Below are 15158 nucleotides of genomic sequence, written 5' to 3' on the forward strand. Positions count from 1 at the left end.
TGTATTTAGCAATCTAAATAGCAGAGTTGTGATAATGCGTATACTATTTTTCTTGCTATTACTTATTCAATCCTTACAGCTTGCCGCTGAAGAAACAGCTATAAGTAACCTCAAAGATTTTCAATGGAAAAATCGTATTTTACTGCTAGCAAACCCACCAAAGCCCCCTGAAACCCTAGAGTCACTGCTCAAGCTGGGGCCACAATTTGCTGAGAGGCAACTTCTTTGGTTTTTATTTTCAGGTGACAAAATTGAAACGAATTATGCAGGAAAAATTACTGGGGATTTTGGTAAAAATATTCGCGATGAATATTTTAAGGGAAATAGTGAACAAGTTGTGCTAATTGGCAAGGATGGCAGAGAAAAATATCGTACAGTTACCTTTTCCCCTGTAGAAATTTTTCAGCGCATAGACCGTATGCCTATGCGCAAGCAGGAGATGCAGGGCAGCCATCAGCCCAGTGAAGTACTTTTGGGTAAATGTACTATATCTGTTGGCTCATTAAATTTTGCACCAAGATTGACCAGAAGGTTTTGCCAGGAATGATTACACTCAATTTCTCCGTGGTGCACCTTGCTTTATATTTACTGCACCAAACCTTGAGAGGACCGTTGAACCCACTATTGAAGCGGGTCTATCAAGATCCACACTATACCGATAACGATTATAACGGTTGGCGACTCATCCTCATTGGCATATGGGCTTGTTAGCCCACCATAAGCATTTTATCAATTGAATCTGGCTCACTATTCCAAAGGGTGAGTAGCTTGCTACTTAAGCCCTATCCCTGGCTCTTTTCCCCACCATTTTAAACAAAATCGGACGAACCTTGGCAAACAGCCACCCCAACGCCTTACCCCCGGCCGTCGTCTCACTTGCCTGGGCATATGTATCCAGCGCCAGTTGACTTTGTGCCTGCTGACTTAACAGATCTACTTCTCTATCCAGCTCTATTCCTGTGGCGCTGGCAATACGATTCATACGCTGGAAACTGCCAATTAGCGCGGCCGTATCCACCAGTGCAGAATCACCATGCTCCCTGGATAACTTCTCCCTGGCGAGGACAAGTTGCTGATTATCATCCCCCATAGCAGCGTCCACAAAACCAATAAGCTCCGCATGCTCCCCGGATATTCCCCCATTACCAGGTCTATTATTTTCACTAGCTCCCGCTCTTTCCGAAGTGAGCAAGTTGGTGATATCTTGCTGCTTACCCTGCACCTCTCCGCTTACTTGCAGCAACATTGCGTGAGATGCCGAACAATAGAAACACTCGTTATTCATCGACACCCTGGTAGCGACTAACTCAATTTCTATACGAGATAGCGCACGATCGTGACTCTCACCTACCTGCATGACTTCAGAGGGTAAAAAGTAATAACGATTCTCCATATAGCGCTGACAACGCACCGCCTCTGGTACCAAACTCAGAGCTCTAAGCACATTAGTGGGCTTCGGGACATCCCTATATAAATCTTGCTCCTCCTCGGCACACTGGCCCTTGCCGATCATTGGCACCCAGGCTGCACCCTCTTCCAGGCCTTCGGGAATATATTGCGATGGCGATTCATTCACTAAAGTTTGAATTTCTGGCAATGCCTCCAAAGGTAAACCCAGTGCCCGATGGAAGGTATCCACATTCATGACAAATACAACTACAGCGACCAACTCCACATACTGTCCCTTAGAGATTTCTGAGGGTACTAGTCTTTTAAACCACTCTTCACTTAAGCGGGAGGAGTCTGTCACTATACGGTGAACAGTATCGACAATAACTTCAGAAAGTTCCGAATTAGATTCATGCCGCCCCTCCACCTGATAAGGTGAAAGCGCTTCCTTCCGCTCTCGGCAAAATGCACATTCATGTGCTGCACGCACCTCTCTGGCAATGGCAAGGTGCTGCAGGGCAGACCACCAATTGCCGGTCTCCCCAATAAACTGCCAGGCTTTTAAATTTGCCTCACGTAGACCTTCACGAATAGGCAACTTCTGTTTCGAGTAATCAAATAGCATTGTTCAATCCGACTCCCTAAAAGGGTTGATACCTTCACCAACAATTACGAAGGAGATTAATATGTAATAAGCAAACATTTCTACATTTATTTTTAGAATTAATTTTTTAAATAAATCGCCCATTTATTTAAAAAAATAGTCGGAAAATTTACAGCGGGGAAAGGGACCAATACACTTGACAACCCCACCCCTAAATAGTGGATCATCAGCTAATTGGCAAATGTATGAATCGGAAATTTTTATAATGAAGGCAATTATTATCGGTGCAACGGGACTGATTGGCAGTGAACTGGTTGAACTGTTGGCAAAGGAATCCGCTATCGATGAGATAATCACTCTTACCCGCCGAAATGTCCCTATTCGCCACCCCAAGGTACGCAATGAAATTGTGGACTTTGAACATCTGACGGACTATGCAGACTTATTCCATGGTGACTTGCTTTTTTCCTGCCTTGGCACTACCAAAAAACAAGCCGGCAGCCTGGAGCAACAACATAAGGTGGATGTGGAGTATCAATACCAGGCGGCAAAGCTCGCTGCGGATAATGGAGTGTCGCATTACCTGCTGGTATCCTCTAGCGGTGCCAATGCCAAAAGTGGCAATGCCTACTTGCAAATGAAGGGGGAACTTGAACAGAAGGTTTTATCTTTGCCCTTTGTACGAACCAGTATCTTTCGCCCTTCCCTACTTTTAGGTGAGCGGGGCGATTCCCGTCCAGCAGAGAAAATTGGCGCCATATTATTACCCTGGATCTGCCGACTCCCCGGACTACAGCGTTATCGCCCAATTGAGGGGGCTCAGGTAGCGGCAAAGATGGTGAGAGAGAGTCTTAAAGAGGGCAAAGGCCAAGAAACCTTCACTCTGGATGAATTGTTTTCCAACTAGCGCCCTTTTGGGCTGGCGCTTGCGGCTTTGGCGGCACAGACTATCTCTATAGGATTCCCTTTGCGGTGAACGCCATGCTGTTGTTTGTGCACTATTTATCTAGACTGCTCCTGTCTTTAGCCCCCTCCCTGCTGCTTATCTACGTAGCCTATCACCGGCATAAGCGCCAGTATGGAAGATCCCAGATGGAAGATCCCAGATGGAAGATCCCGACTCACCGTTCTTGTCCGATCAATCAGTAATGGGCATTGAAGCCTAAGCCTATGCCCCAGGAATTTACCGGCCTATGCCAGCTGCTGGAACACATAGAAGCCAGCTGCCAGCATACTGAACGGGTCTCCCTAGAGTTGGTAATAGATGCTGTAGGGCTCGGTTCTTATGCGCCCTTTCTGCTGGTGGTGGGATTGATTCTATTTTCCCCCCTAAGCGGCGTACCCGGCATATCTACCTCCATGGCAGCATTACTCCTACTAGTGGCCATTCAGTTGTTACTGGGGCGCAAACATGTATGGCTGCCCCAGTGGCTATTAAACCGTTCGATTTCCAAGAAGAAGCTCACCCGAGCATTGCACTGGTTGAGGCGACCGGCAGAGTTTGCCGATCGCTGGATGCAGCCACGCCTGCATTTTCTGGTAAAGCGCAGTGGCACCTATGCTATTGCCACTACTTGCTCGCTTATCGCCCTGACGATGCCGCTGATGGAGCTGGTGCCCTTTTCGGCCACTACAGCGGGCTTCGCCCTCACTATTTTTGGGCTGGCCTTGGTGGCTCACGATGGCTTGCTAGCGCTGATCGGCTTTACCATGACCGCCCTACTAACCCTACTACTAGCGCATACCCTGCTGTAAGGCTGACACATCCAACCACTGAAATGCGCCTGTTACTTGGCCAGCCACCGATCCGCACCCAATACTTTCGGGTAATAGGCAAGTGTGGCCAGGGCAAAAAAATCGTAGAGGGCATGCCAGACAACCACCCCCAATAGGCTGCCGCTGGCTTGGTAGACAAAACCAAGGATTAAGCCAAATGCGAAAATTAGCAGCACATAGATCAGCGAAGCCCAGTGAAGAAGGGCAAAAACGAAAGAAGCTCCGAGTAACCCCAGCAGCGGGGAGCTCAGTTGCGACAGCCAGGTTTGCAGAAAGCCACGAAATAACAACTCCTCACAAACACCTGCGGCAAGAGACAACAGTACCACCTGGGCCAACGGCATTTTGCAGAAAATTGGCGCCAGCTGGGCACAGTACCAACGCAGAGTACGCCCCACGCGATGATGGGCGCGGGTCAATGCCACAACCACAGCAAAGCTTAACAGTGCGCCCAAGACTCCCCAGGCAACAGAACTCCACGGGTCGCCTCTTGCTGGTGATAGCGTCACATCGGAAAGCCAAAGTCCGATCACTGCCAACAACAGGCAAGCCCCCTGCACCCACATCATGGTGCTGAAGATATTTATCCGGCGCTTTCTTCCCTGTGACATAGATTCTGACTCCATTCATTAGAGCTGTTTTTTCCCTCGACTCTTGACCCAATACAGCCTCGCGTTGCAAATCCAGAGCATAAAGTGAGTGACTCAGCCGCCCCCTATTACACTCTTGAGGCTCACCTGGCCACTGGGCGCCACCATAAGCTCGGCAATCCCACCATCGCGTAATTCCCGCTCCAACTGCAGGGCCTTTTCTTTGGGGGCAAAGTAGGCCTCTATACCGTACTTGATGCGGTAAAATTGCTCTGCACTCCAGGGATTAGCACCGGCAATCCGCCCCTTAATAAATATCCCCTCGATCGGTTTTTCCAGGCTCGCCGCAGAAAATTCATAAAGCCCTGAGGGGGATTTTTTCAAGGAGACATACACCACCTCCCCCTCTCGTATGCGACGCTCTTCCGTTAAGGCTGACTTGGCAATACGGGAAAAGTCGTAATTCAAGCGCGCATAGTTGCCGCGAAACAAGGAGCGGGGGTCTACCGGTATCGTTTTTACCCGGATTGGCTCTCCAGTCCAAAGAGGCACCTGTGCCTTTACATACATGCCTACCAGAATCAAAAACTGTGCGGCTATCGCCATACCCAAGGCAAAAGTCATTCCCTTTTTCATTGTGCTCCCTCCCTGCCCTGGTGGTACTTCCAGTACTTGGCTGCGCCCAATAACAGGCCCGCAAACAATATAAAGATCAGCGCAGCCCCCAGGTAATCACCGATCAGATCGATATAACGCAGCAATGCAGTGATCAGTATCGACATCACCCCAAGGAAGAAATAATGGGAAATACCATCGTGAATACCCCGGTAAATTAACCAGCTACCACAGCCAATAAGGGCGAAATTGGTAGCCACTTGCAAATACATCGCCAAGTCTTGGTTGCCACTGCTGCTGACAGTGATGAGGGCACCAATAAAGAACACATTGAGCAAACCACTCGATATCAAGCGCCTGGCTGGCAGTGCCAACAGCAGAGTAACAGTGGCCATCGCGGCCACCACCAGCCACATAGACAACCGGTGTTGCCAATCGGCCTCAAGCAACGCCTCCCAAGGCTGTGCGAAGCTGAATACCAACAAGCTGACCAGGGCAAAACGCAGACACCACACCGAGATCACCGCAGCGTAGTCCTTGGCCACCGGCGAAGCCCTCAGCGCCAGCCAATGACTAAAGGTATACAGCAGAATAAACAGGGAGACCGCCACCGCCAGATTCTCCGAATGAAATTTCAACCCCGCGCCCAGCTGCTCGTCACGCCAAAATTTCGATAGCGAGAATTCGATCCAGAAGCCGATGCTCACCACAAGCAGCAGCATAAGAATGGTGCTCGCTCGCCCGCGTAAAAGTACATAGAGAGATAGCGCTATAAAGAGCGGGAAGAGCGCCGGGTAATAGCCCATGCTCACCTGTAAAAAGAACCACAGCAGTGCCAGCACATTTGCCTGAATGGCCAGCCAAGGGCTGCGGGTAATCAAGGCAAATGGCAGACAGCCCAGTGCCCACCAGAAGATTCCATCGGGCATATGCTCACCCAGATGGTAGATTTGTGCGATCAGGATTATCGCGGCACCAAAAAAGAAGTTCCCCAGCAGAAAGAGCCCTTCGCCGGCACGGCGGTCCCCTGTGCAATAAGCTCGCAAGGCAACACACTGAGTGACCAGCGTGAGCGCAATCAAACCGCCCATACGCAACGCGCGGGGGATTTCTTCCCAATTGGCGCCAATCAGGGTGATCAGTGCAAGCGCGATAAATAGATAAGCGAGCCCCACTAACACGTTGTAACCTAGTGAGCGCTGCCGGGCACTGCGATAATCCACCTGGTAGCGGGCACAAATTAACTCTGCTTGTGCCTCGCTGATCACCCCGTCATCCACCCAATCCTCGGCTTCACGCGCCAAGTCATATTTCAATAAGCGTATCAATCGCATACCACTGTCCTGCGGCCAAATATCCATTACTGCGCTGTTCAGCGCCCGCTGTAAGTCTTTGGAGTATCTCTGATGTCGTCCCCATCCACAATCTAACAGCCAAGCCGGTCAAGCCCCAGGGCAGCAAGATAGCGACAAGCTATCTGACATATTTAAATTGTTAATTTTTATCAAAGTGAAACCATCAATAGTATCTATCCCATAGAAATTACTGACACAACGCGGTATTCACTTAAGGAGTTACCCATGTCCCGTTATATCGAATCCGAACTTAAACCCTTCAACGCCAAAGCCTACCAAAATGGCGAGTTTCACGACGTCAGCGATGCCGATGTCAAAGGCAAGTGGGCGGTATTCTTCTTTTACCCCGCCGACTTCACCTTTGTTTGCCCCACTGAGCTGGGCGATCTGGCCGACAACTATGAAGAGTTCAAGAAGTTGGGAGTGGAGATTTACTCCGTATCCACCGATACCCACTTCACCCATAAAGCCTGGCACGATTCCTCTGAAACCATCGGTAAGATCCAGTACCCGATGATTGGTGATCCCACCGGCACTATCACCCGCAACTTCAGCGTAATGATTGAGGAAGAAGGTATCGCAGACCGCGGCACCTTTGTGATCGACCCGGAAGGCCGTATTCAGATCGTTGAGATCACTGCAGGTGGTATCGGCCGCGACGCCAACGAACTGCTTCGTAAAATCAAGGCCGCCCAGTACGTTGCCGAACACCCCGGTGAGGTATGCCCAGCTAAGTGGAAGGAAGGCGAGGAAACCCTGGCCCCGTCTCTCGACTTGGTAGGTAAGATTTAAGTTTTCCCAAGCCCTCACAGGACTGGAACTGGCTTTGCCCACTCTTTGGTGGGCATTGTCATTTATAAATTTTGACAAACTGATCCGAACAAATTCAATAGAGTAAGCATTACCACGGATTTCTTTTCAGAAAAAACTCACCTGATCATCACAAATCTAAATGCAGAAAGAATCTAATTCTCTCTACTTTTGATAATGTGATCGCACTCGGATAATAACTGAATAACCAATAATGAATCATCTATAGGAGCTTGGGGGCATTCAGTGCGTCCTGCAGCAAGACACCGTTGTACAGCGGCGACCTCATAAATCAGCCCTTCAGAGCATGGAAAGATAAATTTTCCGGGAATACTAGGCAGGCGAAAGACCTGTGTTTCAAAAGTATTATCTGGATTTCGGCGACTCCCGCCATACTTAATTACCGAAACACACGTTGGAGTATGCGCTGGAGAATGCAACCTAATTCTACCCTCCGACCCATAAATATCGGTTTCCTCCGCACCTTCATATAAAATACTCCATTCTGAGATTGCGGATAAAGATCCTTCAAAACGAGCATAGAGCATACCTGCGGCAACTTGCCCAAAACCATAACCATCAATTATCCCAGCGCACGCAGTCTCTTTAATATTTTCTCCACAAATCATTAAAGATTGATGAACAGGATACACACCAGCATCAAAGATACCCCCTGTTCTCCAGGTTGGTGACTCCAAGCCTTCATCACTCATCATATCAAAACTAAAATCTGCCCTAACTTGTTGAATCTCTCCAATTTCACCGTTTTTAATGATTTCCCGACAGTATTCAACTGCAGGAAAGAAGCGCATCCACATAGCTTCACTACAAAAAAGATCTTTATCTCTAGCCAAAATTTTAACAATTTCATCTACTGAAAGGGCGATCGACTAGCAAACTTATGATTAACAACTTGGTCAGCATTCTTTATTCCCCACCCCGAAAGATTAGCCAATCCAAGATTTGGAATTATGTTGAAAGCTCACTCCAAAGCCTCTCGACAATAGCAAATGTCCAGAGATTATTGATAAAAATACAAAGTACTAGGCTAGTATCATCATCAACTATAGAGCTTGCCACCGGTAACACACAACCTACAAACACCCCCTTACCTACCAAACGATAAAGATTCTTCAATCCAAATTAAGCTGACTATCTACACCTATAGCATTAATAAAACTCAGATCATGTGAGACCAATAAGACAGCACCAGAAAAATCCATAATGGCATCTACTAATAGCTGGCGGGAATCCAGATCCAGATGATTATCTGGCTCGTCTAGTAGTATGAGGTCTGTGGCAATGGTGCCTCGCGTAACGGCAAGTAGTGCCACTTTTAGTTGCTCCCCTCCACTTAGGAGCCTGAGAGGCAGCAGCGGCGTATCCCCCCTTAGCCGCAAACTACCTAGCATGGTACGCCATTCAGATTCTTTTCTACCGGGGTGAAGATAGAAAAGATTCTCTAAGGCGGATAACTCTTTATTGAGAAAACTGAAGTCCTGATCTAAATAACACAAACTTCCACGAGTTTGACAGACGCCACTTAGAGCTTTTAGCTGGCTAGCTATGACCTTTAGCAGAGTGGATTTTCCACTACCATTGCCACCCGCTATCCTCCAACGTTCCCCCTTGCGGAGTGTTAAAGATATAGGCTTATTATGAGAACCATATGGGAGCTGCAAATTTTCAAGATGTAATTGTATTGATTTGCGAGAATCACACTTAGAGAGGGAAAGCTTTTGCGGCCTTAGCCTCTGTGACTCAATTACTGTTATTTTACTTATTTCCTCTCTTTTTTTCTCTAACTGTAACTGGCGCTGCTCTAACTTTCGCTTTAATTTTCCAAGACCTTTCCCTGCACGATCTTTTTGTGAGTCCATAAGACTCTTACTTTGAGAGTTCCGCTTGCCTTTTCCCTGCCGTTGTCTAGTAGCGAAACTATGCAGACTTTTCTGCCTGACATTATTTAGTTGGTTGAACTCTTTTCGATTACCCTCTGCCCTTTGGAGCAGGGCTGCTTGCTCTGTTTCTTTTTGTTGCATATACGCACTATATGCGCCGCCATAGGTTTTCAATCCTCGCTGATATATCTCTATTATTTGCCTAGTATTTTCTAGTAACTCTACATCATGGCTAGCGACCAGTGCCCCTCCTGCATGATTTAAGATTTTCTCCTGCAGCCACTCCCGCCCACTCTGATCAAGATGATTGCTAGGCTCATCTAGCAGTAAGTAGTCACTTGAGAGAGAAAATGCATAGGCAAGGCTTAACTTGGCTCTCTGACCACCACTCAATCGTTCTATAGGCGTATCCAATGGCGCATTGATTTTTGCTTCCTCTAGCTGGCGTTGCCAAGTAAGAGGCAGGTGCCAATAGTCTGCAACAGATATCAGATCATCCTCTGATGCATGCCCTTGCTCAACCCGTAAAAAAACTTCATACAAATGGCCATCTGCGAGACAATCGACAATCCGAAAATCAAGTTGGGGATTAAGCTGTTTCACCAGATGATGGCGTCTTCTCCAAGATACCTTACCACCAGTAACGGAAGTTTGACCGTGAAGAATACTTAGTAGTGTGGATTTCCCACTGCCATTAGGTGCAACTAATCCAGTGATTCCAATAGGTAATTCCAAGCTTACTTTATGGAAAATCGGGGTGTCCCCAAATATCAGGGAGATGTTTTCAAGAGTACAAATAGCTGTCATATGCCCTCCGATCATAGGACCGTGCGGCGTATTTCTGCTATCAGCCAAGATAGGTGTTTGAGGAAGATACGCCACCTGCAAAGGATTGATTAGGTCCGCAGCGATAGAGTGCGAACTTAGTTCCAGTTATGCGCAGGGCTTAATTCATTGGCGTAAATGACTCCGGACAAGATATTAGATTAGTATTTCCCAAGGCGTGGGCATCTATTACAGGCGCTTAGCGTAAATAATATGCCAGTATATTTCAAGCACTATTTGATCAATACGATTAGGAGCACTATTTGCAAACCAATCAACTTAGATGATACCTACTATCCTAGCGGTTAGAGTAACTTAATATGCTTCTCCATCGAGCCTTAGTACTGAACACTGCGCCACCAATCCGACCATCTAGTAGCTCTCCAAGTCTCAACTTGTAGGATTAAATAACCCTGCACATTGAGAATTTTAACGGGTTAACTTTCTTTCTGAGCCATAAAGGTAATATGGATTATCAGGAGCTTACCGAGACTTTACCAACCTCTCAATAAAGGCTACCAGTGTGCAGAAAACAATCCCCGCCAGAAGAAATACTGGAACTATATAGATAGCAGTTTGTATACCATAATTCTCATCCAGCCAGCCTACTAAAGCATGGGCAAATATCAAAAACACGCCACCCATTCCAAGAGAAAATGAAACAGTAAACGGTGGATTTCTTGAGCTGCGCGTCAACCACTCCATCATATAGGGAAAAAGGTAAGATAGTGTTAGACCACATACAGGCAACCACAAAGGATTAACCCAATAACCAAGAAGAAATACAACAGCTGTTGATGCGAAAGAAATTATCAACCAAATAAATGCACTACCCCTTAGCAGGATAAAGGTAAAGAATATCCTTCCAATACATAGCAGGGCAAAAAAAATTGAAAGTAAAATATCTGCCTCAACAGCCCATGGACCACCCCTTGCATCAAGAAATAACACCAGTCGACTAGCAAGGATGTGTTCAGATCCATTATATGCAGAAACAATCAATCCACCCCCAATTGCAATCCACCATTCTTTTGGCTCTTCATCTCGCTTACTGTTTTCTCGATAAGCACTGGGATCAATGTCCCCACCTCCCGTTTGATACCTTCGTTTTCTCCTGAATAAGCCGACACAAATATATAGAAAAATGACAGCAGCAAGTCCGCCAAATAAATAGAAACCCCCCTCCCAACCAAAATGATATTTATAGGATAATGCAGGTATTAAGGGAGATAGTATTGATGCAACTCCATAGGTGCTATGCAACCCACAATACCCTTGGCGCGCGAGATCTTGAGGAACAAAAAGAGGGATTGCTACATTAATCAGTACCATACAGCCCCCTGCACCCACTCCAAAAATAAAACTGCCTAAAATAAGAGTGGGAAAAGAATGAAAATAACCAGAAGCTCCCGATAATATTGAGCCACCCCCCATAAAAGCGACAAACAACCCCAAACCCGATATCACTCTAACTCTCTTTACCCATAAAGACCCTGATAGAGTCATCAATAAGGCAGAAAAAGTGGACAAAAAGAAAAAGGTAGAACCCTTAGAAGGGGTTACAGAAAAGTAATCCAGGATTTGAGGGTAAATTGGCGCTTTATAAACCTCTATAAAACCTAGAAGAAATAGCGCCCCATAACAGGATAACAATCCAAACCAATAGATCTTTCGCTTCACGCAGCTCTTCTTTTAATATAGTGATCGCACTCTACAACCATCTGAATAGCCCGCACGGAGTCTGCTAGAGGAAGCTCCGGGCACTCGATTAAATCTTTCTCCAAACATTGCTGCACAACCCGAGCCTCGTAGTATAGCCCCTCAGAGTTGGGATAATTAAATTTACCCCTAATTCTCGGCAGCGGGAATTCATACATCTTAGAAACATTATTCGATCTTCTATCACCTGAAATTTTAGTTGTTGAAACCTTTGTTGGACAATGCGCTGGCGCAAAGACTTTTATCCTGCCTTCAGTTCCATAGATCTCCAACTCTTCTGCTCCCTCCACCAGGTGACTCCAAGACACAACTGCAGTAGATCCAGAGTTAAAGTGAGCATAAATTAGTCCAGCTCCATCTTCCTTAAATCCATGATCATCAAGTACACCAGAGAACTGCAGATCTGATGTATCCCTACCCAGCATCATCAACGCTGCATGTATTGGATATACGCCGGCATCCAAACCTGCCCCAACTTTCCATTTAGAAGACTGAAGCCCTTCGTCCATGCGTAAATCAAAACTCAAATCAGCCCGTAGCTGACAAACATCCCCAATGCCACCGGAAGTTATTATGCTTCTGCAGTGTTGTATAGCTGGAAAGAATCTCATCCACATACCTTCCATGCAAAAAAGCCGCTTTTTATTGGCAAGATCCTTAATCTTTTGGGCATCTTCGACCGTCAGCGCTATAGGTTTTTCAATAAGTACCGGCTTCCCTGCCCTTAGAGCCAATTCAGCATGCTGTCGATGTAACTCGGGAATAGTCGCAATATAGACAATATCGACGTCTGGATCAGAAACTAATTCCTGGTAATCTCCATATGCCCGACAGACTCCATACTTAACTGCAAAATCTTTAGCCCGCCCAAAATCCCTAGAAGCCACTGCATGAATTTCTGCAGATTCCAGATAATTGATCACTAAGGCAAAGTCATTCGCAATCCTTCCACAACCAATAAACCCCCAACGTAGCTTTTTGGGAGAGACCTTCTCTGGGGTGTAAGCACTCGCTATTTCTACGTTCTCAATCAGCCCCTCTTCATCTTCTATAGTATCAGGATCTAAGACGAGTTCGGGATGGCAGTAAAGCCTCTCTTGCAGGCTATTCCAGGCACCCTCAAGATGTTTACCCTTTATTTTGTTCACCCATATGCACCTTCCGAGAGGTGCAGGTAGAGGCGCGCGCAACGCTCCTGAGCGGTGGATTGAAATCTGCTTAATTGCCGTTTTGTATACATCCAGACTCAGCCCCTTCACACTAGCGGAAAGTCCCAGATTTACGTAAATGTCAAACAGTAATTCAACCTCTGCCTTAGATATCAATCCCATCTGTTCAGCAACCAGTGAAGTAAATAGGCAATCAATACCCACAGCTTCACCATGCATCAACCTAAAAGCCTCATCACGCTCCAACCATCGAGATAGCGTATGTCCAAAGTCCATTGGCCTAGATAAATTTTCCTCTTTTAAATCTCCCGCGATACTGTCAAGCATTGCATCGATACAATTTATCAGTAATTTATAGGATGCTTCTCCCGGGAGCCCATCAGGTTCCAGAAATTTATTTTCTAATAATGATGCACCCTGTGCTGACAATGTATCGAGTACACTTCTATTAAATACCACGCCAACCTTAATCATTTCACCAATCGCGCTTTTCAGCACTCGCTGTGGATTAGTTTTTAAGAAGGTTGGATCAATTATTGTGTGCAAAGGGCTATGAAAAGCACCTATCCCATTCTTGATATTGTGGTTTACGCTAACCTTAATACCGATAGATGAGTCAATCATGCCCATTAGAGTAGTTGGGATACGTATCCAGGGCGTATTTCGTCGCCATACCGCACTGACAAACCCTATTGTATCCGTTACCGCTCCCCCCCCGATAGCTACAATTGGCTCCCTATAACGAAGAGGGTTGACCTTCCATATTTCATCAATCATTTTTAAAAGACTGTCAATATTTTTTGACTGCTCACCGCCCTTCATAACAATTGGAATAAATTTAACCCCAACAGACTTTTCCCACGCAAAGATAGATTTTTCATACAAACTCCAAATCTTGTTATCAACACAACAAATAATTCTGTTCTTTGGGGGCCTTAACAGCTCAATAAGAAACCTATTGCCGAGGTCAAACAGCCCGTGGTGATACCAGATTCTCTGATTTGTAGGGGCCTGACAAATAGTGTCTGAAACTTGGACAATAGAGTGATGGTTTTCGTCTGCTCGCACTTGGGCCTTGATACTAGGCTCAATCAATGCGGCTAACTCAAGTACACTGCATGCATGATTTAACCGCGGTAGCCGATGGTATTTTTCATTATCATCATCCAAGATAGATTCAATGAAAAGCCTCTTCAAATCACGATAATCTTGTTCAAATAAATAGCAATACCATATGGCCCCCTCTTCCTTTCTTGTAAGTTCAAGCGCGCGATCAAGCCTATCCGGCATAGCTTGTCGAATGAAAATCGGCCTACCCCTGAGCCCTTTCCGCATCACTATACAGTTTTCTACACCTTCACAACGGGTAGCCAGAAAGGAAAAACTGATTCCCAAATTGGTTTTTAAAGTAAAAGATAGCTTTTTGAAATCCTCAATATCACCAAATTGCTTCTGTGCCGTCTCATCCTGATTCACCACTACATCCACAATGTTGTGGGGGGCTAGATTCCACTTTGCGACACAAAGTTCAAGCTCATGGCAACACTGGTTAAGTAACATACCTTCGGCATTTTGCCTGAAGATGCTTTCCAAATTAGCCTCTGGGTGTGGATTGTGATGTATAAATCCCACACTTCTAGACTTTAACTGCCATTGTTCATTAATTCTCTCAGCTTCGCTTACGTAGCTGGCAATATGCTTCTGATAGCCTATAACAACTTTCACGTGCTCCTCACTAGCACGTCTCTCCATGTCACGCAATTTTTCCAGTGAATCGGCGCCAGGTTTTTCCAAGTAGATATTTCTGTACCCCTTGGATACAACATAATCAAAAATCTTTTTAGTTGATTGAGTTCTAACCGAGATCAACACCAAGCTTTTGTAGGAAAGATTTGCCTTAGGTAATTGTTCTAAAGAGGAATAGAGTTTGAAGTCACCAAATTGATCTTTGAGCCTTGCCATCTCCTCATGAAATGCCATCCCTTTTTTGGAAGACGAAACATCAGCAGACAACCAGTGCTGCTCAACAATGGCATCTACCACGACATTAGGCATACTCATCAACTGAGAAAGATGCAGCCATCCGATTGACTCCCCTGGCAAGCCAACACCAATCACGATGACATGCACCACATTTTGGTTCATAGGGGCAATCTCATATCAAATCGAAGCCATCCAGGCTCACATGAATCCGAGTTACTTGTTTAACTCATTGCTAACGTCCTCCCATTTAGACTCCAAGTCTTTTCTGTTCTTGAGCCTGTAACGACAAGGCTACATCAACCAACTGGCGCCTTCCCCTCCCCTAAAAACCAATGATCGATTGGGAAAATTTATTAGAAGCATTTATATTGATAATTTTTATTAAAAGCCATGAATCGATAGTATCAATGCCGTTCCAAAGA

At 46.0% G+C, this 15158-nt stretch carries 12 protein-coding genes; 4 read left to right on the top strand and 8 right to left on the bottom strand.

From position 1 onward, the window contains the following. Positions 1-34: 34 nt before the first annotated feature. Positions 35-547, top strand: coding sequence for a DUF4174 domain-containing protein (locus tag ACJJJA_RS15030; protein WP_444886575.1), 513 nt, complete (start codon positions 35-37; stop codon positions 545-547). Between the two features lie 228 nt (positions 548-775). On the opposite strand, the gene ACJJJA_RS15035 is transcribed toward ACJJJA_RS15030, so the two are convergent. After that, positions 776-2014 carry an alkylhydroperoxidase-related (seleno)protein gene (locus ACJJJA_RS15035; protein ID WP_444886576.1) on the bottom strand — a complete coding sequence of 413 codons (1239 nt, stop codon included), beginning with the start codon at positions 2012-2014 and terminating at the stop codon, positions 776-778. A gap of 244 nt (positions 2015-2258) precedes the next feature. Between ACJJJA_RS15035 and ACJJJA_RS15040 the strand changes: the two genes are divergently transcribed. Both ACJJJA_RS15040 and ACJJJA_RS15045 read left to right on the top strand, forming a co-directional pair. Beyond that, entirely contained in the window at positions 2259-2900 is a 642-nt protein-coding gene (locus ACJJJA_RS15040) for an NAD-dependent epimerase/dehydratase family protein (RefSeq protein ID WP_444905176.1), read from the top strand. Positions 2901-3163: 263 nt separating this feature from the next. After that, positions 3164-3748 carry an exopolysaccharide biosynthesis protein gene (locus ACJJJA_RS15045; RefSeq protein WP_444886578.1) on the top strand — a complete coding sequence of 195 codons (585 nt, stop codon included), beginning with the start codon at positions 3164-3166 and terminating at the stop codon, positions 3746-3748. A gap of 32 nt (positions 3749-3780) precedes the next feature. Here the strand turns inward: ACJJJA_RS15045 and ACJJJA_RS15050 are convergent, their stop codons facing one another. The 3 genes from ACJJJA_RS15050 to ACJJJA_RS15060 all read right to left on the bottom strand — a co-directional run bounded on the left by ACJJJA_RS15050 (position 3781) and on the right by ACJJJA_RS15060 (position 6308). Beyond that, positions 3781-4380 carry a CPBP family intramembrane glutamic endopeptidase gene (locus tag ACJJJA_RS15050; protein WP_444905177.1) on the bottom strand — a complete coding sequence of 200 codons (600 nt, stop codon included), beginning with the start codon at positions 4378-4380 and terminating at the stop codon, positions 3781-3783. A 93-nt stretch (positions 4381-4473) separates the two neighbouring features. Beyond that, positions 4474-4995 (bottom strand): GDYXXLXY domain-containing protein, encoded by a 522-nt coding sequence (locus ACJJJA_RS15055; RefSeq protein WP_444905178.1) that lies wholly within the window; start codon positions 4993-4995, stop codon positions 4474-4476. Beyond that, complete coding sequence (locus ACJJJA_RS15060) at positions 4992-6308, bottom strand: DUF2157 domain-containing protein (protein ID WP_444905179.1); 1317 nt, start codon at positions 6306-6308, stop codon at positions 4992-4994. Before ACJJJA_RS15060 ends, ACJJJA_RS15055 begins: the two co-directional genes overlap by 4 nt. A 246-nt stretch (positions 6309-6554) precedes the next feature. Between ACJJJA_RS15060 and ahpC the strand changes: the two genes are divergently transcribed. Continuing rightward, entirely contained in the window at positions 6555-7121 is a 567-nt protein-coding gene (gene ahpC / locus ACJJJA_RS15065) for an alkyl hydroperoxide reductase subunit C (protein ID WP_252082162.1), read from the top strand. A 173-nt stretch (positions 7122-7294) separates the two neighbouring features. Here ahpC and ACJJJA_RS15070 read toward each other — a convergent pair whose 3' ends face one another. The 4 genes from ACJJJA_RS15070 to ACJJJA_RS15085 all read right to left on the bottom strand — a co-directional run bounded on the left by ACJJJA_RS15070 (position 7295) and on the right by ACJJJA_RS15085 (position 14898). Then, a complete protein-coding gene (locus ACJJJA_RS15070; RefSeq protein WP_444905180.1) occupies positions 7295-7993 on the bottom strand; it encodes a Gfo/Idh/MocA family protein in 699 nt (232 codons plus the stop codon). Between the two features lie 279 nt (positions 7994-8272). Then, positions 8273-9847, bottom strand: a complete 1575-nt coding sequence (locus tag ACJJJA_RS15075) for an ATP-binding cassette domain-containing protein (protein ID WP_444905181.1) — start codon at positions 9845-9847, stop codon at positions 8273-8275. A gap of 501 nt (positions 9848-10348) precedes the next feature. Continuing rightward, entirely contained in the window at positions 10349-11545 is a 1197-nt protein-coding gene (locus ACJJJA_RS15080) for an MFS transporter (protein ID WP_444905182.1), read from the bottom strand. After that, complete coding sequence (locus ACJJJA_RS15085; protein ID WP_444905183.1) at positions 11542-14898, bottom strand: Gfo/Idh/MocA family oxidoreductase; 3357 nt, start codon at positions 14896-14898, stop codon at positions 11542-11544. The genes ACJJJA_RS15080 and ACJJJA_RS15085 overlap by 4 nt, the downstream gene beginning before the upstream one ends. Positions 14899-15158 lie beyond the last annotated feature (260 nt).

Source organism: Microbulbifer mixtoriginis (SeqCode) (assembly GCF_052466865.1).

Coding starts and splice junctions, on each gene's coding strand:
- ACJJJA_RS15030 (WP_444886575.1), top strand. CDS start 35: ATGCGTATACTATTTTTCTTGCTATTACTTATTCAATCCTTACAGCTT.
- ACJJJA_RS15035 (WP_444886576.1), bottom strand. CDS start 2,014: ATGCTATTTGATTACTCGAAACAGAAGTTGCCTATTCGTGAAGGTCTA.
- ACJJJA_RS15040 (WP_444905176.1), top strand. CDS start 2,259: ATGAAGGCAATTATTATCGGTGCAACGGGACTGATTGGCAGTGAACTG.
- ACJJJA_RS15045 (WP_444886578.1), top strand. CDS start 3,164: ATGCCCCAGGAATTTACCGGCCTATGCCAGCTGCTGGAACACATAGAA.
- ACJJJA_RS15050 (WP_444905177.1), bottom strand. CDS start 4,380: ATGTCACAGGGAAGAAAGCGCCGGATAAATATCTTCAGCACCATGATG.
- ACJJJA_RS15055 (WP_444905178.1), bottom strand. CDS start 4,995: ATGAAAAAGGGAATGACTTTTGCCTTGGGTATGGCGATAGCCGCACAG.
- ACJJJA_RS15060 (WP_444905179.1), bottom strand. CDS start 6,308: ATGCGATTGATACGCTTATTGAAATATGACTTGGCGCGTGAAGCCGAG.
- ahpC (WP_252082162.1), top strand. CDS start 6,555: ATGTCCCGTTATATCGAATCCGAACTTAAACCCTTCAACGCCAAAGCC.
- ACJJJA_RS15075 (WP_444905181.1), bottom strand. CDS start 9,847: ATGACAGCTATTTGTACTCTTGAAAACATCTCCCTGATATTTGGGGAC.
- ACJJJA_RS15085 (WP_444905183.1), bottom strand. CDS start 14,898: ATGAACCAAAATGTGGTGCATGTCATCGTGATTGGTGTTGGCTTGCCA.